Here is a 17033-nt window from a genome sequence, read left to right as displayed (position 1 = left end):
TTATTAAGAAATATTGAATTGGCTTAGGGAATATGAGGAAAACTCATGATAGAGCTTAAACACCTTCGAACATTGACTACCTTAAGAGACAGCGGCTCGCTAACAGCGACGGCAACTTCTCTTCACTTGACTCAGTCGGCGCTTTCTCACCAACTGAAAGACCTTGAGGCGCGTATCGGTGGTCAGCTTTTCCTACGTAAAACTAGACCAGTTAAGTTCACCTCTGAAGGTGAGATTTTGCTTAGGCTTGCCGATGAGATACAGCCAAGAATAGCTAAAGCGGAGAACGAACTCGCGAGCCTGAAAGAGGATGTGAATGGTCGTTTGCACATGGCGATTGAATGTCACTCATGCTTCCAATGGTTAATGCCTGCTTTGAAGGAATATCAAGTGGCTTGGCCAAGCGTAACGCTAGATTTCTCGTCAGGCTTTGGGTTTGAGCCGCTACCCGCGCTAATGGCAGGCGAGCTAGATTTGGTGATCACCTCTGATATACAGCCTCGCTCTGAGGTTCACTACGAACCACTCTTTGATTTTGAGATGCGTCTCATCACTGCGATCAACTCGCCTTTGGCAGATCAAGCGAGCATTGACCCGCAAGATCTTAGCGATCTCACGATGCTCTCCTATCCTGTTCAAAAACAGCGTTTAGACGTCGTGAAACACTTTTTGCAACCTGCAGGCGTTGAACCAAAGAAATGGAAACAAGCAGACAACACCTTGATGTTGGTGCAAATGGTATCGGCAGGATTAGGTGTCGCGGCATTACCAAACTGGGCGATCAGTGAGTTCTCAAGACAAGGTTTGATAGCCAGCAAACCGCTAGGTAAAGGGCTTTCAAGAAGACTGTTTGCAGCGGTAAGAAACTCAGAAAAAGACAAACGTTACCTGCAGGCTTTCTTTAGCACAGCAAGGCAGCAAAGTAAGAGTCACTTAGATGGTATTGAGGTCGTTTAAGAGGTTCATTATTGGGCTAGCTTAAACCTGTGTTAAATCGGATAGGCAAACGCCAGAAACAAAAAAGTCACAGATAATCTGTGACTTTTTAGTTTCAGTACCGATGATTTTCGATATCTGTTGATTCGCGAAAATAGCCTATCTTGGATAAGACTTAAACTGGTTAGTCAATGGGTCGTATTGATAGCCAAGCATATCGAGCTTACCCACGACACTTTCTATATCCATTTCATACATACTGATCAGCTCTTCAAAGCTATCGCACTCTAGGCGAAGTTTTTCATTCACGATTCCCAGCAAGATAATGCTATCGAAACCTTTGACGTTGCTTAAATCCATCTCGTACTCCTTACGAACACACCGACTAGAATTAAGTTTAGAACGCTTACCAACGCCATGCTAAAAAACTGATCACACTTCTTAAAGAGAATGCGTGATTAATGAGCGTACGTAATTAATGAAAGTGCGTGATTAAAGTGCCCAAACAGGCGTTAAACCCACAGCCGCCGCCAATAACATCAGTAACGAAATCGTCAGTTGCAGTTTTTCTGGGGTTTTAACGAATAGTAAATGCCAACACCAAACCACGATAGCCGAGATTAGCAAAGCAAAGCTGAACAGTAGCGTTGAAATCACAGGCTCTAATTGAGCTTCAGACAAAGAATAGACACTCACGACTGTCGCCAAAACCACTAACATACCCGTCAACACACCAACAACGGGCAGAACTCGGTGAAATGCCTGTAAGCGTGTTCTTGCAATTGTCAGTAGTAAATGGCCAAACGCTGAGCCTAACAGTGCCACTAGCAATACAGTAGTGATAATGCCAACAGTAGTTGCTTGTTCCGTCGCTTGAATAGCCACGTAAGACAGCGCTAAACCACAAGCTAAGTACATAACCCAAATAGGGCCGGAATCACGTGTCTTCTTGGTTTGGACTTGAGAATAGAAATAAAAGATCGCAAACACGACCAGAAAGGCTTCAATTTTTACTGAGGCAACGGCAAGCCACAGCACGCCAATCGCAGGTAACATCTTGTGGATACGACCACGCTGCCCCGGACAAATATCCCCTTTCACCAAGATGAGGGTTAAGATCAGTTGGGCTCCTAAAAGCATCGGAGCAAATTGTACTAATAACGTTTCGACCATTGTGGATCTACTTCTTCAGACTTATTTTCGCGAATAATATCAAAAACTGCTGCGAACACTAATCAAAATCACAAATTAGCGACGTTATTCAAGGCTTCAACTATGCTGTTGTATGGTTCTTTTGTCGCCATTTACCGTAAAAAGACGAAAGACACCAGAACTAACAGGGGCATGTTCTACTGGCTAGTCTAGGCTCATGCCGCTATAATTCCCGCCTCAAAAATCAGAGGTTGAAATATGTACAGCGATATCACTCCTATTCACGAACACAAAAAATACTGGGCCGAGTGCTACGGAACTGCACCCTTTTTGCCTACCAGTAGAAAGGAGATGGATGCTCTTGGATGGGATAGCTGTGACATTATTATTGTAACTGGTGACGCTTATGTCGATCACCCGAGCTTTGGTATGGCTATCATCGGCCGTCTGCTTGAAGCTCAAGGTTTCCGCGTGGGCATTATTGCTCAACCAAAGTGGGACAATAAAGATGCCTTCATGAAGCTAGGTAAACCTAACCTATTCTTCGGCATCACAGCGGGTAACATGGACTCCATGATCAACCGCTACACCTCTGATCGCAAATTACGTCACGATGATGCTTATACTCCGAACAATGAAGGTGGCAAGCGTCCTGATCGTGCAACTCTGGTTTATTCTCAACGTTGTCGTGAAGCTTACAAAGGCACGCCAATCGTGCTTGGTGGTATTGAAGCGAGCTTACGTCGTGTAGCTCACTACGACTACTGGTCAGATAAAGTTCGCCGCTCTGTATTGTTTGATGCAAAAGCTGACATTCTTCTTTTTGGTAACGCTGAGCGTGCACTGGTTGAAGTAGCACACCGCATTGCCGATGGTGAAGACATGTCTACGCTGACCAATATCCGCGGTACTGCTATCAATCTTCCTGCGGCCCCTGAAGGCTTCAAGATCATTGACTCTTCTCGTATCGAAAAGCCGAACAAAGCGTATGTTCCGGTTAACCCGTACGAAGTTGAAACTCAGTGTGATACCAAGAAAGACGAAAAAGAAGAAGTAAAAGCGCAACCTATTACTATTCGCCCTTCTCGTCACGATGCAAAAACTACAGCGGTTCGTATCCCAGGTTACGAAAAGCTAAACAATGACCGTATTCTTTACGCTCACGCTAGTCGTATTCTGCACCTTGAGACAAACCCGTACTCAGGTCGTGCTCTGATTCAACGTCACGGTGATCGCGAGCTTTGGATTAACCAAGCGCCTATTCCATTGACCACAGAAGAGATGGACTACGTGTTTGGCCTTGCGTACAAGCGTGTTCCGCACCCGATGTACGGCAAAGCGAAAATCCCAGCATACGACATGATCAAAACCTCGGTTAACATCATGCGTGGTTGTTTTGGTGGTTGTTCTTTCTGTTCAATCACAGAGCACGAAGGTCGCATCATTCAGAACCGTTCGAAAGAATCTATCTTGGATGAGATCGAAGACATTAAAGATAAAGTACCGGGCTTCACAGGTACTATTTCTGACTTGGGCGGCCCAACGGCGAACATGTACCGTTTAGGTTGTTCAGATCCAAAAGCTGAAATTAACTGTCGTCGTCCATCATGTGTGTTCCCGAAAATCTGTGAAAAGCTAAACACAGACCATCAACACACTATCGACCTGTACCGCTCTGCGAGAAAAGTACCGGGTGTTAAGAAGATCATGATCGCTTCTGGTGTACGTTACGACTTAGCGATTGAATCTCCAGAATACGTTCGTGAGCTTGTGACTCACCACGTTGGTGGTTACTTGAAGATTGCTCCAGAGCATACTGAAAAAGGCCCACTGGATCTGATGATGAAGCCGGGCATGGGCACTTACGATCGTTTCAAAGAGATGTTCGAGAAGTACAGCGCTGAAGCCGGTAAGAAACAGTACTTAATTCCTTACTTTATCTCTGCTCACCCGGGCACAGAAGATGAAGACATGCTTAACCTAGCAATGTGGCTGAAAAAGCACAACTACGAGTGTGACCAAGTACAGAACTTCTACCCATCGCCAATGTGTAATGCAACGTCGATGTACTACTCAGAGACTAACCCTCTGAAACGCGTGAAATATAAGAAGCGTGAAGATGTTCCTGTGCCGAAAGGTGATCGTCAACGTCGTCTGCATAAAGCACTGCTTCGTTACCACGATCCTGAAAACTGGAAAATCATCCGTGAAGCACTGATCAGCATGGGTAAACAGCACCTAATTGGTGACAAAGCAAACTGCCTAGTACCAGCAGAAGACTTTGATGCACAAACACCGGCACAACGTCGTAAGTCTGGTCGTCACGGTTCACAACGCTTTGCGACTAAGCACAGTAAATCTCAGCCAGGTCTTGGTGGCGAAAGCCCACGTAACCACTCTGGTAAGAAACCGGGTGGCAAGAAGCCGAATGGTAACGGCAACGGTAGCCAAGGTAATGCTAACCAAGGTGGCGGTAATGGCAATGCTCGTAAACCAGCGACTGGCTTCATTAAGAAAGGTCCTGGTGGTCAGCAATCACAAGGTAATGGCGGCGGAAATGGCAAACCAAACCGTAACAAAGCGGGCAATGGTCAAGGTGGCAAACCTGCAAGTAACGGCAAGAACCGCCAGCGCGCAGCACAACGCTAATATCGCGAACCGATTGACTTCGCTATCGTAAAAACACAAAGCGCAGCTATTTAGCTGCGCTTTTTTGTGTCTGTTACAAGATAGCCTAACGAGCAAACACCCAATACTGACTAAGCAAATAGTTACTGACCATGCCCACCAAGATGCCAACCGCCATTGCGATAAACACTGCCCCAGTAAATGCAGGCAGCAATTCAGTCATCAACTTAAAGCACAGCAAATTAGGTATCGCCGATATTGATGCAGAGAACATGAACTTTTGCCATTGAATCAGCTTTTCGGACCAATTCCCCTGCCCTTTGAATTCAAAGGTCAACACTCGATTTCCAAACCAGGTTGTCGTTGCTGCAACGATGAAAGAGCCAATTCGAGCACTCATTAACGGCAGCCCAATAACGTAATGCAGCAACGCAAACACGGCACAATCGACAACAAAGCCACCCGACCCCACCATAGCGAATTTAATCATCTTATGATGAGGTTGTAGTTTTTGGTTTAGCACGTCGAACTTGTGGCTAAACAGTCTCGATGACGAGTTAAAATTGAACATCGCCATCACTTCGAATATGGCTCAACGATAGATTTGGTTTGATGTTTTGGCTATGACAACTAAATAGAGCGCGCTTGATCTTCACCGTCGGCTCTAAAATACAGGTCAACGCATTGTCTTTAATCTTGGTTTCCACTTCCGCTCTTTTACCAATCAGATAGAACTTGTCGATACCATCTAACTGTTTAACATCAAGTAGCTTTTTCGCTTGTCCATGACTGTAAAATTGCCCAGAGAACGGTCGTTTACCGATGTAAAAGCTCGGCGCTTCATCCGTGATCTGCTCGAAGATAATACGGTCACTTTTCTCGTTCGCTTTGCCTAGGTTGAGGTAGACCATCGCAATCATTAGCAACACAGGTAGCACTAAAGCCACACTCGAGAACCACTTCTTATCTTTTTCTACTACAAGCATTGCCACCAACAAGCCAAGGGCAGGAATGCCTGGCAACACATAGGCAGGAAGAATATTACCCGCCATGGTAAAAAGAATCAGAGGAGAGACCAACCAACACACGAGGAATGAAAACAATCCACTATGTTCAGCGTTAACTTCTGCGATTTTCTTACGACGGGCGAAAGTCAAAATAGGCAACACAATCGACCACGGTGCAGCCGCTTGAAGCCAAAACAACCAGATCATGCCTCTTGCTTGGTCATGGGCAGAACCGTATAAATCGCCCTCCCAGCCACTCACAACAAAACGCTTAAAGTGCTCGCCAACAATAAAGTAATCAATAAAACCCGGTGTTGCCATTTCAGCCATGATGTACCAAGGCAAGGCAATCGCCAGCATCACACCTAAGCCAGACAACAGTGGAAAGCGTTGCCATAACACTTTGAAAGCGCCAAAGAAGCCATGTTGCAATACTAACCAAGGGAAAACAGCGATACCCATGATCACAATCGCTACCGGCCCTTTTGCAAGCAAGCCTAGTGCTAAACCAATGAAACCAACATAACCCCAAGACCGATTAGTCTCAGCATTGCCCTCTCCCTTACAACTCTCTCCTCCTAACCAACATAGGTAAAAACCTAACATGGCAATGGTCATCGCTAACGTTAACGCCATGTCGGTCATCACAGCACCCGCCGCAATAGAGAAAATCCCACATGTCGCCAATACCACAGCCGCCACCAAGGCACTTTGTCCGGTACGCTTAGCCATGTATGCAACCAACAGAATCGTCGCAAAACCTGCTAGCCAGTGTGGTGCACGCACAGCAAACTCACTCAAACCAAACAGCTCAATCCCAGCCGCACTCATCCATGTGAACAACGGTGGTTTACCCCAGAAAGGGATGCCGTAATCAAATTGAGGGGTTAACCAATTGCCGGTTTCTACCATCAAGCGAGCCATTTCTCCATAGCGCGCTTCCGTAGTATCCATTAAAGGGTATGTCGCCAGAGATAAGAGCCTTAGAACCAATGCAAAAGCCAACAAATACCATAGGTGCGTTCGGTTCAGGCTCATGCTGACTCCTCTAATTTAAAATGTGTTTTTAATGCTGGGGTATCGACCACCGATTGAATCAGATACAAAGGGCGGTTCTTGGTTTCAATGAAAATACGACCTATGTATTCCCCCATTAAACCAATACTCAGAAGTTGAATGCCGCCAAGGGCAAGTTGAACCACCATCATGGATGGGTAGCCAGTAATAGGCTCACCAAACATCATGGTTTTGAACACGATGAAGACGCCATACACAAAAGCGGTAAGCGCCACTAATCCACCAACGGCCGTCGCAATACGCAGTGGGCGGATAGAAAATGATGTGATGCCATCCATCGCCAATCCGATGAGTTTCAGGTAGTTCCATTTCGTCTCGCCACAGAAGCGAGCATCGCGCTTAAACTGAATCGTTGCTTGTCTAAAACCTGGCCATGAAAAGATGCCTTTCATGTAACGGTTACGTTCAGGCAGTTGGTTGATATGGTCGACAACCTCTCGGCTTAACAGTCGGAAATCACCGACATTTTCAGGAACATCGATTTTCGCAGCCACATTCATGACTTTGTAAAAGCTCGCCGCTGAAAACTTCTTAAACCACGTTTCACCATCACGCTGGCTGCGCTGCATATTCACAACGTCATAGCCTTCGCGCCACTTGGCAACCATTTGTGGGATCAGCTCCGGCGGATCTTGCAGGTCTGCGTCTAACAAGATCACCGCTTGTCCTCGGCAATGCTCAAGGCCAGCACTCATGGCTGACTCTTTACCAAAGTTACGGCTTAAACCAATCACCGAGATTGAGCTGTTGATTGAAGTGAATGAACTCACCAAGTCCAAGCTGTTGTCTTTGCTGCCATCGTCGACATAAACAATCTCACTCGTGATCGGTAAGCTATCAAGCACCTTGGTAAGGCGAGAGTGGAACTCTTCCAATACCTCTTGTTCATCGTAAAAAGGCACAATGATAGACAAAGAGACCGCAGGATTGATCTGCGATGTAGATATCTTAGGGCGGCTAATATGAAGTTCAGACATAATACGTTCTTCTATTTTTTAATCTGAAGCCAATCTACCCTCCCATAAGTGAAAGTTATGTTATTGACATATTTTTCACGCTCACTCAGGATAATGTTACTGTCTATTTCTGTATGAGAATCAAAATGAAACGAGTTCTATTAGTCGAAGATAACCGTGAAATTGCAGGTGTCTTGTTTGATTATTTTGAGTGTATTGGCATGGAACTCGATTACGCAGACAACGGTGAACTTGGCCTACAACTCGCGTTGGAAAACTCATTTGATATCATCATATTGGATCTAATGTTACCGAGAATGGACGGCCTAACGGTTTGTAATAAACTGCGAGACCAAGGTAACGCGACACCTATTTTGATGCTGACCGCCTTAGATAGCCGAGAAGATATGCTGAAAGGCTTTGAACACGGTGCCGATGATTACCTCACCAAGCCATTTGATTTGGATATTCTAGAAGCAAGAATGAACGCGTTAGTCCGTCGTTACCGCGGAAAAGTCGCCTCTTCAAAACTTCAGTTCGATGAACTCACCATCGACCAAAAAACCCGTAAAGCTTACCGCCAAGATAAACTACTAGCGCTCAACCCAACCACTTACACCATACTTGAGATGCTGTGCCAAAGCGCACCTGAAGTAGTCACTCGTGAAGCTATTTCCTACAAGTTATGGGAAGAAAACGAACCCAACAATGACGTGTTGCGCAGTCACATCTATCAATTACGTAACCAACTCGACAAGCCGTTTGATACTCAGATGTTGATTACCGTCCCTAAAGTTGGATTCCGTCTGGAGTCATCGAATTGATTTTAAATGTTCTCACGAGCACCAAAACCCTAACCGGCCGCTTAGCGGTTTTCTTTGGGTTAATGGCCGTGATTGTATCGGCCTTTGTCTATTTGGTCTTTGTTGCCGCACTCTACATGTCAGAAGATCGCGTCGGTGAAAGACGCATCCTGATCGACCGTAACTATGCGGTTGGTTTATTCCAAGCAGGGGAAAGCGGTACGTTAAGAATTGATGACCTGACAATCGCCTACAATGATCTTTCCTATCTACCGAAAAAGTATTTAAAGTATATTGAAGGCAAAGAAAATTTCATTGGTGAGGTCGGTGAAGATCCAGAATCTCGCATGGTCTATGTAGGCGAGTATACTCATGAAGGTAGAACTCACCCTATTGTTCTGCTTTCTGAAATAGACCGTGTCGAGCTTAGTGTCTTTGAGCTCGTTTATGCCACCACATTTGTATTAGCCCTTCTCTCTATTCTAATATTCAGCTTCGGAGCTCTGCTCTATCGGTTGTCTAAACGGCTGATTGAGCCCTTCAACTCCCTGTCTGAACAGCTTGAATCCAATAAGCTCAATCTAAACGAAGAATTTGGAGTGAATGACGATGCGGCGGTGGAGTTTCGTCAGTTGACGGATCAACTCAATCAATACAGAAGAGAAATCAATTCTCTAGTAAAACGCGAGCAAGCTTTCGCACGCTACTCAAGTCATGAACTAAGAACTCCGTTGACTGTTGCTCGTGGTGCCAACAAACTGTTACTGAGAAGCGAAACAACCGAATTTCAATCTCGTCAGGTTGAACGTATTGATGAAGCCATTGTTCAAATGTCTGAAATGGTCGATGCACTGCTTGGTTTAGTTCGTTATGAAAGAAACAGTGACGATGCACCGCTGCGCTTGTTTAGTCAGCAAGAGTTAGAAGCTATCGTTTCCAAGAATTCATTACAGGCGGATGAGAAGCAAGTCGAGATATCCTTACACATTCAATCAGAGCCGACCATTCAAGCCACCAGCGCGATCATGAATATGTTGGTCGGCAATTTATTGAGGAATGCCATTGCAGCGACCAATAGTGGCACTGTCACGGTTACCCTGTCCGAACAGAGTATTGTGATTGAAGACCAAGGTGAAGGCCTTCAGGAACAATACAATCCGAATGGTCATGGATTAGGTTTATTGATTGTCGAGGACTTGTGTCAACGCTTCCAGTGGGGCTTTGAATTGGTCAATCGCAGCTGTGGTGGATGTACCGCTAAAATCACCTTTCAAACCGATATATCCGCATCAATCTCAGAGCAAATGAATTCATAGTTCGAGGCTCAATATCGAACGAAAACTTGATTTAGTTGGTTTACAGCACTTGCAGGCTACTAGATACTTGTTAGTCCTATTTGAACTAAAAATGCTGGCTTCTTAGTCAGCGTTTTGTCTAAGTGCGATGAAACTAAATAATAGCCCTATAACTCAACATCAATACAACGACCACACCTTTTTCTTGAAGCGTGACGATCAGCTCCACTCTCACTTTTGTGGCAATAAAGCGCGAAAGTTCATGAAGCTACTGGAAGACGATCACCCAAACATCACCACTCTAATAAGCTACGGTTCTGCGCAAGCTAACTCTCTATTCTCGCTCGCTGCACTTGCAAAAATTAAAGGCTGGACGCTTGAGTTTTACGTTGATCACCTTCCTCAATGGCTAAAAGAACGTCCAATCGGCAATTACCGTGGCGCTGTAGACTTAGGCGCTAAGGTGATTTCAGTCAAAGAGACGGGCTCTGAGCTTCACCCTCAGGAGTATATTGAGCAAATAAGACAGCCAGATTCTCAGTGCATTGTATTGCCTGAAGGTGGACGCTCTCAGCTTTCTGAATATGGCGTGAAGCAACTGGCGATGGAGATACTCAGCTGGACGCGTTTCGAAAACCAACACGATTTCTTGGTTGCACTACCAGCAGGCACCGGCAGTACGGCTCTGTATCTGCATAAGCATTTAAAAGTGCACAACATCCCGGTGTTAACCTGTGCGTGTGTTGGCGGTAATGACTATTTAACGCAACAATTCAATGAACTTGGCGAATCCGATCACCCACAGATCTTACCGCTCAAAACCAAGCACCATTTCGGTAAGCTGTATCAGCAGGATTATCAAACCTGGTTGGATCTACAAGAGCAAACCGACATTGAATTTGACCTGCTCTATGACCCTTTGATGTGGCAATGCTTGGAACAATGGCAAGAAGAGAACCCAACCAAAACCGTCATCTATATCCATCAAGGTGGCATCTTAGGCAATGAATCGATGTTGCCACGCTATCAGCGTAAGTATCCAGAGATGAGCATTAGCAAAACCAACGCATCTTGGTAGTTGTTTTCCTTTATTCCCCAGCTTAGCTATTCAAGTTTTGGTAAGCTGAAAACATCACAAAACAGCCATCGCACTCCCTCTCGATGGCTATTCATCAGCAATAGCCACCGGCTATCCCTGCCATACATTTCAAGTTAGAGACAGAAATATGGCGAGAATCATCGCGTTATCTATACTTTCGATTGGAACGTCAATTGTCATCGAAAGGAATAACGCATGCGAACACTCACCACGCTAGGCTTGTTTTCAGTTTTACTGCCCTTCTCTGCGATTTCAGGAGAAAACATCACTTACCAAGTCGATGGTATGGATTACGAAGGTTATTGGAGTGAGGCCAGTGACCAAGCACCTTTAGTACTGCTAATACACGATTGGGATGGCTTAACCGATTACGAAAAGAAACGTTCTGAGATGCTCAACGAACTCGGTTACAACGTGTTCGCTATCGACCTGTTTGGTAAAGGCATTCGCCCAACCGAAGTGAAAGACAAAAAACAACACACAGGTGAACTGTACAAAGACAGAGAGAAAATGCGTGCGCTACTCAACGCAGGAACCATGGAAGCGAAAAGACTTGGCGGCAACTTAGATAACAACGTAATAATGGGATACTGCTTTGGTGGAGCTGCTGTATTGGAAGCCGCTCGTGCGGGAATTCCTTCGAAGGCTTACGTAACCTTCCATGGCGGTTTATCAACACCAAAAGGCCAAGACTACTCGCAGACTAAAGCTCCCGTAGTCGTGTTCCACGGCACGGCTGATGCCATGATTTCAATGCACGACTTTGGAAGCCTCGCCGCTCAACTTGAATCAACCAAAGTTCCGCATGAGATGATCACTTATAGTGGTGCGCCACACGCCTTCACAGTATTCGGATCGAATAACTATCAACATGAAGCTGACCAAAAATCTTGGGATAGATTTACCCATGTGCTAGAAACCACGACCAGATAATCTTCTCCCTCAGAACCCACAACCCCATTCGAAAACTTAAGAATGGGGTTGTTTAATTATCACTGCATCATCTCGCTACAAATAGCGGTGGATACTTAAGTCATCAGTTTTAATATCACTAGCTGAGCCACTGACCACGCTTGCCAAGATCTTTCCTGAGCCACATGCCATTGTCCAACCTAATGTCCCATGTCCAGTATTTGTAAATAGGTTCTTGATAGGCGTCTTACCGATAATAGGCGTACCATCCGGCGTCATTGGTCTTAACCCAGTCCAGTATTCAGCCTTAGAAAAGTCACCCGCTTGTGGGAAAAGATCTTTAATCACCATATCAATCGTGGCTTTGCGTTTTTCAGGGATAAGGTAATTAAACCCCGCAAGTTCTGCCGTCCCTGCAATGCGAATACGATCATCAAATCGCGTCATCGCTACCTTGTAAGTTTCATCCATCACAGTCGAGGTTGGTGACTTATCTGCATTCACGATCGGCAGTGTTAGCGAATAGCCTTTCACTGGATAAACCGGGATCGACAAATCGACTTGCTTCAACAGTTCTCGAGAATAGCTTCCTGAAGCGACCACGTAAGCATCCGCTTTGAACTCGCCTTGAGTCGTTGTAATACTCTCAATGGTTTGATTCTGATGATTGAGCCTAACCACTTCGGTATTAAACACGAACTGAACGCCGAGTTGCTTGGCTTTTTCGGTCAAGGTTAAACAGAACTGATGACAATCACCGGTTTCATCGTGTGGTAAATACAGGCCGCCCACCAGCTTGTCTTTAACGTCTGCTAAGCCCGACTCCACTGACAGACACTGTTCAACATCAAACAACGAGTGTTCGATTCCACTCTCTGTTAACAGCTTCATATCCTGCTGAATAGCATCGAGTTGCTTCTCGCTTCGAAACACTTGTAGTGTCCCTTTTTGCCTACCTTCGTAAGCCAGTTGTTCACTGGTTCTTAGATGAGTGAGACACTCTCGGCTGTAGTTAGCGACTCGCAACATGCGCGATTTATTCTGTGCGTACTTGGCTTCATTACAGTTGGCGAGCATCTTAGTCGCCCAAGACATTAACTCTGGAGAAAGAGAAGGCTTCACTTTAAGTGGCGCATGTTCTTGGGTAAGCCATTTCATCGCTTTCAAAGGGATGCCCGGTGCCGCCCATGGTGATGAATAACCGTAAGAAATTTGCCCGGCATTCGCAAAACTGGTTTCTTTGCCACTGCTATCTTGACGATCAATAACCGTGACCGAGTGACCTTCTTTTGCCAAGTACCATGCGCTGGTCAATCCAATAACACCACTGCCAATTACAATAACTTCCATTCTCTTCCCCTAATGCCTGACAAAGCCAAATCTGTCGAACACAGCTGTCAGTCTAAAACTCGTTTCGTTAATAATTTGTAACTTATTCCGCATGTGTTGACTTAACAATAGAGGTGGCATTGACAAAACATCAATTCGACTCGAAAACAAATCCAGCAGTTTGGAAGTGTGATATTGGCGGTATTTGAAAGCTTAGGTAGGAGTCGCTAAGTAAACTGATTAAGCCTAGATATTGTAAGCGTCATGACTCAAGAAAGTGGCGTTCTCGAGTAAGAAATCTAACAAGGTTTCCGCTTGTAGCGTTAGTGCACGGCCTTTCAAAGATTGAACCTTAACCGTCGCCTTCGATAGCATCTCCAACTCGGTCGCAACCACTTCTATCTGCCCTGACTTTATCTCATCGATCACAGTGAGCTTAGGCATAAAGGTGACGCCCAACCCTGCTGAAACGAAGTTAGTCAGTGCCGTGACTGAGTTAGTTTGAAGTTTTGGCTGCAAGGTAAGATGGGAAATTTGTTCAGCCTGCTTTACTAGCCTCCCCATACCGGTCGAGTTATCGATCAAGGCGAGAGAAGCGTCTTGAATATCTTGCATTACCACTGGTGCTTCTTTCATCGTAAGGAAGTGCCCCTTCGGAGCAATCAATTCGAGCGGATGGCTGCGTTCAACGTGGGAGTGCAGTTTAGGGTGCGGTGCAGACGCATAGGTTATCGCAAAGTCTATCTGTTGATCTTCCAACATCTTGACTGCATCCAATGCCCCAGCGATCTCAATAGAAAGATTGATATCAGGATAACGAGTCATGAAGGTTTGCATCGGTTTAGAGACCAAGTTAGTAATAAATCCTTCTCCAATCGCGATGCTAACATTACCGCCCTTGAGGTTTTTAAGCTTGGTTAGTCGAGCAAGCACTGCCGCCTCTCCACGAACAATGGAACGGTAGTAATTCAGCAGTTCATTACCCGCTTCGGTTAACAGTGATTGGCGGTTGTTGCGCTCCCATACTTTCATTTCCGCTTGCGCTTCTAACTGTGTCAACATCCGACTCATCGCGGCAGGGTCAACGTTCATCATCTTAGATGCCTTACGTAACGACCCATATTTTGACAACGCATTTAAATACTCAAGAGCACGGATATTAAAGTGGTGCATTCAACTTCCTTGTAATTCAACTGACACTTAATCAAGCGTCTCACAAATTTGCTGCGAACATATATCCCAATTTATCAAGATCGTAATTGCTCTTACTAACTTGTGCACCGAGTCACTTCAAGGCATTACATCAAAGGTTGATATACGTGTATTTTTTGCTGTAGATAACACAAAGGCGACAACTTTCGTCATCGCCTTTGTGGTCATTATCCCGATGTAAACCTCAAGCAGTCAATAACCGGTCACTTCACTACAGACCAACAAAGAAACTGATCACCAATGCGTTGATCAAATCAACAAAGAAACCACACACTAATGGCACCACAATGAACGCTTGTGGGCTTGCGCCATAGCGGTGAGTTACTGCGGTCATGTTCACAATTGCTGTTGCGGTCGAGCCTAGAGTGATACCACCGAAGCCTGAACATATCACCACAGAATCGTAGTTTCTTCCCATCAAGTAATAAACGACAAACACAGTAAACAACAGGGAAAGCAAGATCTGGATACTCATGACAACAGAGATATAGCCAAACAGTCCATCGAGATCCCAGATACGCAACCCCATCAATGCCATGGTCAAGAACATGCCTAAACAAATATCAGAGATCATCGCTAAGCCTTTGCGGCCTTGAGCGATTTTCTCTTGTGTACGACGTTTCTTAAACAGTGCGCGACCAACGTTTCCGATTAGGATACCTGCGATCAAACAGCTAACGAATAACGGCAGTTTTAGGCCCATCGAGTCGATAACTTCACTCAAGCTGTAACCCAGCATTAGTGTTAAGTTAAGAATCAACCACGCCCACAGAACGCCGTAGTGGCTAAGCTCTGTTTTTGTTTCACTCTCTTGGAATGCACCAACCGTAACCTCTTCTTCATTAGAAGGGCTTACTTTGTGTTTATTGAGCAGGTAGTTGGCAATCGGACCACCAATCACACACGCTGCAATTAAACCAACCGTGTTTGAAGCGACACCAAGTTCGAGCGCGTTAGCAATACCAAACTCTTCCACAAACATTGGCGCCCAAGCTAACGTTGTGCCTACGCCGCCTATCAAGCTAACAGACCCAGATAGCAAGCCTGCTTTCGCATCCATTCCAAAGCCAGAAGCGACTGCCATTCCGACTACGTTTTGCAACACGATAAAAATGGCAGCAAGACACAGTAGGATGAACAACGGTCGCCCGCCTTTAATCAGTGTTTTAATATCCGCTTGGAGCCCGATGCCAGCAAAAAAGTAGAGAAGCAAAAAGTCTCTGACATCTAGGCTAAAAGTGATTTGGATTTCAAAAATATAGTAAAGCGCCGCTACGGTCGCTGCGCAGACAAAGCCACCAATCACAGGCTCTGGCAGTGAATACTTTCTTAATACTTCAGATCGCTCGATCAAACCTTTACCGATAAACAGTAATGAAATCGCGATCGTAAAAGAGAGCATTGGAGAAACTAGGGTTTCTGTCATGAGGTTATGGATTCCTAATAGTTAGATTATTCATAATATTGCGTACTATTAATAATCTAGGTTCACGCCAAAAAATCAAGCGATTATCTATGATAAAAACACCTAATATGGTTAATTCTGCGACGGTATTAATAGAGATTATAACTATAAAGCAATGATTAAAGGAACGGATATTAAGGAGGTATACAGATGAGGTGGGATATAGAGGCTCTAAAACGAGAAAACCCCAGCATTTCTGCTAGGGTTTTGAATAGTGGTGGAAGGATGGGGATTTGAACCCCAGATACGCTATAAACGTATACTCGCTTTCCAGGCGAGCGCCTTAAGCCACTCAGCCATCCTTCCACAAATTGTGTGTTGAGCATGTCACTCAACGAGGCGCTACTTTATTGATTCTGCTTGCTTTGGTCAAGGGGCATTCTCAAAAAAAGTGCCTTTTTCGGTTTGTTCGATTACAAATTAACTCATTAGATCAAAAACAAACCAAATTTCATTCTTTCGCTGCACTTACGCTTGTTGCTTTTCTTAAGCTTGTTGATAGTAGCCAGGAACTCGAAACCATTTACGACACATATCGAGGAAGTAGCCGTAAAGTACGCCCATACCGCACGAGATAACTGCATTACTGGTGACAGCCGTAACGATCTGGTCGCCTGAAGCACCCACTGCCAACAAAATACCCGCATACACTGGAGACTGGAATAACACGTATGCCATCAAATCAGACAAGTTTTTCATCAATGAGCTTTCTGAAAGTTTTGCACCATTGCGTAAGAACCAATCACGAAAAACGCCATAAGGCCAAGCGATAGCAATGTTTACAGGAATAGATAACGTTCGAGAAGCAAGAGATTGCTCAAACGTCATACCAGAAATAAACACTTCTACGATCATGCCAGAAATAAAACAGAAAACGACCATAGCAAATGTATCCGCAACTGCGTTTCGAATACAAAATGGACCACGAGACTTCATTGACGACAAACCTAAAATATATCACTGCTTAATTAGTGATTTAGTAACATATAAACAAGGCACATTTGCACCTCACCAGATAATGTCGCTATTAAATCACAAGATTAGTAGTCATACACTCCAAATTAAAAATCAAGTTGTAAATTAACAACCAAAAACCACTTTAAAAGCAGTCACTTTCACCAAAAAATTCAACCAAGGTCAAATATTGGACAGTTCGTCATTT

The 17033-nt window shown here is 44.9% G+C and carries 15 protein-coding genes and 1 tRNA gene; 6 read left to right on the top strand and 10 right to left on the bottom strand.

Annotation, left to right across the window (positions count from 1 at the left end; translation table 11 throughout):
- Positions 1-45: 45 nt before the first annotated feature.
- A complete protein-coding gene (locus AB4161_RS02615) occupies positions 46-957 on the top strand; it encodes a LysR substrate-binding domain-containing protein (protein ID WP_137001119.1) in 912 nt (303 codons plus the stop codon).
- Between the two features lie 138 nt (positions 958-1095).
- Here the strand turns inward: AB4161_RS02615 and AB4161_RS02610 are convergent, their stop codons facing one another.
- Entirely contained in the window at positions 1096-1296 is a 201-nt protein-coding gene (locus AB4161_RS02610; protein ID WP_004736508.1) for a DUF4250 domain-containing protein, read from the bottom strand.
- A 132-nt stretch (positions 1297-1428) separates the two neighbouring features.
- Positions 1429-2109 (bottom strand): hypothetical protein, encoded by a 681-nt coding sequence (locus AB4161_RS02605; RefSeq protein ID WP_017069996.1) that lies wholly within the window; start codon positions 2107-2109, stop codon positions 1429-1431.
- A gap of 330 nt (positions 2110-2439) precedes the next feature.
- On the opposite strand from AB4161_RS02605, the gene AB4161_RS02600 reads away from it, so the two are divergent.
- On the top strand, positions 2440-4737 hold the full coding sequence (locus AB4161_RS02600; RefSeq protein WP_017067347.1) for a YgiQ family radical SAM protein: 2298 nt from the start codon (positions 2440-2442) through the stop codon (positions 4735-4737).
- Positions 4738-4822: 85 nt separating this feature from the next.
- On the opposite strand, the gene AB4161_RS02595 is transcribed toward AB4161_RS02600, so the two are convergent.
- From AB4161_RS02595 to AB4161_RS02585, 3 genes are read right to left on the bottom strand one after another with little or no spacing between them, the layout of a single operon-like run.
- Entirely contained in the window at positions 4823-5287 is a 465-nt protein-coding gene (locus AB4161_RS02595) for a GtrA family protein (RefSeq protein WP_017062031.1), read from the bottom strand.
- The gene (locus tag AB4161_RS02590; RefSeq protein ID WP_137001121.1) at positions 5274-6761 is read right to left on the bottom strand and encodes a glycosyltransferase family 39 protein; all 1488 of its coding nucleotides are present in this window, start codon (positions 6759-6761) and stop codon (positions 5274-5276) included. The genes AB4161_RS02595 and AB4161_RS02590 overlap by 14 nt, the downstream gene beginning before the upstream one ends.
- Positions 6758-7777 carry a glycosyltransferase family 2 protein gene (locus AB4161_RS02585; RefSeq protein WP_017062033.1) on the bottom strand — a complete coding sequence of 340 codons (1020 nt, stop codon included), beginning with the start codon at positions 7775-7777 and terminating at the stop codon, positions 6758-6760. Before AB4161_RS02585 ends, AB4161_RS02590 begins: the two co-directional genes overlap by 4 nt.
- A 125-nt stretch (positions 7778-7902) precedes the next feature.
- Here AB4161_RS02585 and AB4161_RS02580 point away from each other — a divergent pair, with 125 nt between their 5' ends.
- The 4 genes from AB4161_RS02580 (at position 7903) to AB4161_RS02565 (ending at position 11886) form a co-directional block, all read left to right on the top strand.
- Positions 7903-8580: a response regulator transcription factor gene (locus AB4161_RS02580; RefSeq protein WP_372082718.1), complete on the top strand. Its 678-nt coding sequence runs from the start codon at positions 7903-7905 to the stop codon at positions 8578-8580.
- Positions 8577-9875 carry a sensor histidine kinase gene (locus AB4161_RS02575; RefSeq protein WP_372082716.1) on the top strand — a complete coding sequence of 433 codons (1299 nt, stop codon included), beginning with the start codon at positions 8577-8579 and terminating at the stop codon, positions 9873-9875. The genes AB4161_RS02580 and AB4161_RS02575 overlap by 4 nt, the downstream gene beginning before the upstream one ends.
- A 127-nt stretch (positions 9876-10002) precedes the next feature.
- A complete protein-coding gene (locus AB4161_RS02570; RefSeq protein WP_372082714.1) occupies positions 10003-10932 on the top strand; it encodes a 1-aminocyclopropane-1-carboxylate deaminase/D-cysteine desulfhydrase in 930 nt (309 codons plus the stop codon).
- 216 nt (positions 10933-11148) lie between these two features.
- Entirely contained in the window at positions 11149-11886 is a 738-nt protein-coding gene (locus AB4161_RS02565) for a dienelactone hydrolase family protein (protein WP_372082712.1), read from the top strand.
- Between the two features lie 75 nt (positions 11887-11961).
- Here AB4161_RS02565 and AB4161_RS02560 read toward each other — a convergent pair whose 3' ends face one another.
- The 5 genes from AB4161_RS02560 to AB4161_RS02540 all read right to left on the bottom strand — a co-directional run bounded on the left by AB4161_RS02560 (position 11962) and on the right by AB4161_RS02540 (position 16807).
- Complete coding sequence (locus tag AB4161_RS02560; protein WP_137001125.1) at positions 11962-13215, bottom strand: D-amino acid dehydrogenase; 1254 nt, start codon at positions 13213-13215, stop codon at positions 11962-11964.
- A gap of 225 nt (positions 13216-13440) precedes the next feature.
- Complete coding sequence (locus tag AB4161_RS02555) at positions 13441-14367, bottom strand: LysR family transcriptional regulator (RefSeq protein WP_017062039.1); 927 nt, start codon at positions 14365-14367, stop codon at positions 13441-13443.
- 250 nt (positions 14368-14617) lie between these two features.
- A complete protein-coding gene (gene gltS / locus AB4161_RS02550; protein ID WP_017062061.1) occupies positions 14618-15832 on the bottom strand; it encodes a sodium/glutamate symporter in 1215 nt (404 codons plus the stop codon).
- 254 nt (positions 15833-16086) lie between these two features.
- Positions 16087-16177, bottom strand: a tRNA-Ser gene (locus tag AB4161_RS02545).
- A gap of 180 nt (positions 16178-16357) precedes the next feature.
- The gene (locus AB4161_RS02540; RefSeq protein ID WP_372082711.1) at positions 16358-16807 is read right to left on the bottom strand and encodes an L-alanine exporter AlaE; all 450 of its coding nucleotides are present in this window, start codon (positions 16805-16807) and stop codon (positions 16358-16360) included.
- Between the last annotated feature and the right edge of the window lie 226 nt (positions 16808-17033).

It is taken from the genome of Vibrio sp. 10N.286.51.E5, assembly GCF_041469125.1.
GTDB lineage: Bacteria > Pseudomonadota > Gammaproteobacteria > Enterobacterales > Vibrionaceae > Vibrio > Vibrio crassostreae_C.
The sequence above is the reverse complement of the archived record's forward strand: the minus strand, read 5'-3'. Positions and strand labels throughout refer to the sequence as shown.

Excerpts from the sequence above, each read along its gene's own strand:
- AB4161_RS02590 (WP_137001121.1), bottom strand. The coding sequence starts at position 6,761 with ATGAGCCTGAACCGAACGCACCTATGGTATTTGTTGGCTTTTGCATTG.
- AB4161_RS02565 (WP_372082712.1), top strand. The coding sequence starts at position 11,149 with ATGCGAACACTCACCACGCTAGGCTTGTTTTCAGTTTTACTGCCCTTC.
- AB4161_RS02605 (WP_017069996.1), bottom strand. The coding sequence starts at position 2,109 with ATGGTCGAAACGTTATTAGTACAATTTGCTCCGATGCTTTTAGGAGCC.
- AB4161_RS02560 (WP_137001125.1), bottom strand. The coding sequence starts at position 13,215 with ATGGAAGTTATTGTAATTGGCAGTGGTGTTATTGGATTGACCAGCGCA.
- AB4161_RS02555 (WP_017062039.1), bottom strand. The coding sequence starts at position 14,367 with ATGCACCACTTTAATATCCGTGCTCTTGAGTATTTAAATGCGTTGTCA.
- gltS (WP_017062061.1), bottom strand. The coding sequence starts at position 15,832 with ATGACAGAAACCCTAGTTTCTCCAATGCTCTCTTTTACGATCGCGATT.
- AB4161_RS02585 (WP_017062033.1), bottom strand. The coding sequence starts at position 7,777 with ATGTCTGAACTTCATATTAGCCGCCCTAAGATATCTACATCGCAGATC.
- AB4161_RS02615 (WP_137001119.1), top strand. The coding sequence starts at position 46 with ATGATAGAGCTTAAACACCTTCGAACATTGACTACCTTAAGAGACAGC.
- AB4161_RS02600 (WP_017067347.1), top strand. The coding sequence starts at position 2,440 with ATGGATGCTCTTGGATGGGATAGCTGTGACATTATTATTGTAACTGGT.
- AB4161_RS02570 (WP_372082714.1), top strand. The coding sequence starts at position 10,003 with ATGAAACTAAATAATAGCCCTATAACTCAACATCAATACAACGACCAC.
- AB4161_RS02540 (WP_372082711.1), bottom strand. The coding sequence starts at position 16,807 with ATGAAGTCTCGTGGTCCATTTTGTATTCGAAACGCAGTTGCGGATACA.
- AB4161_RS02595 (WP_017062031.1), bottom strand. The coding sequence starts at position 5,287 with ATGTTCAATTTTAACTCGTCATCGAGACTGTTTAGCCACAAGTTCGAC.
- AB4161_RS02610 (WP_004736508.1), bottom strand. The coding sequence starts at position 1,296 with ATGGATTTAAGCAACGTCAAAGGTTTCGATAGCATTATCTTGCTGGGA.
- AB4161_RS02580 (WP_372082718.1), top strand. The coding sequence starts at position 7,903 with ATGAAACGAGTTCTATTAGTCGAAGATAACCGTGAAATTGCAGGTGTC.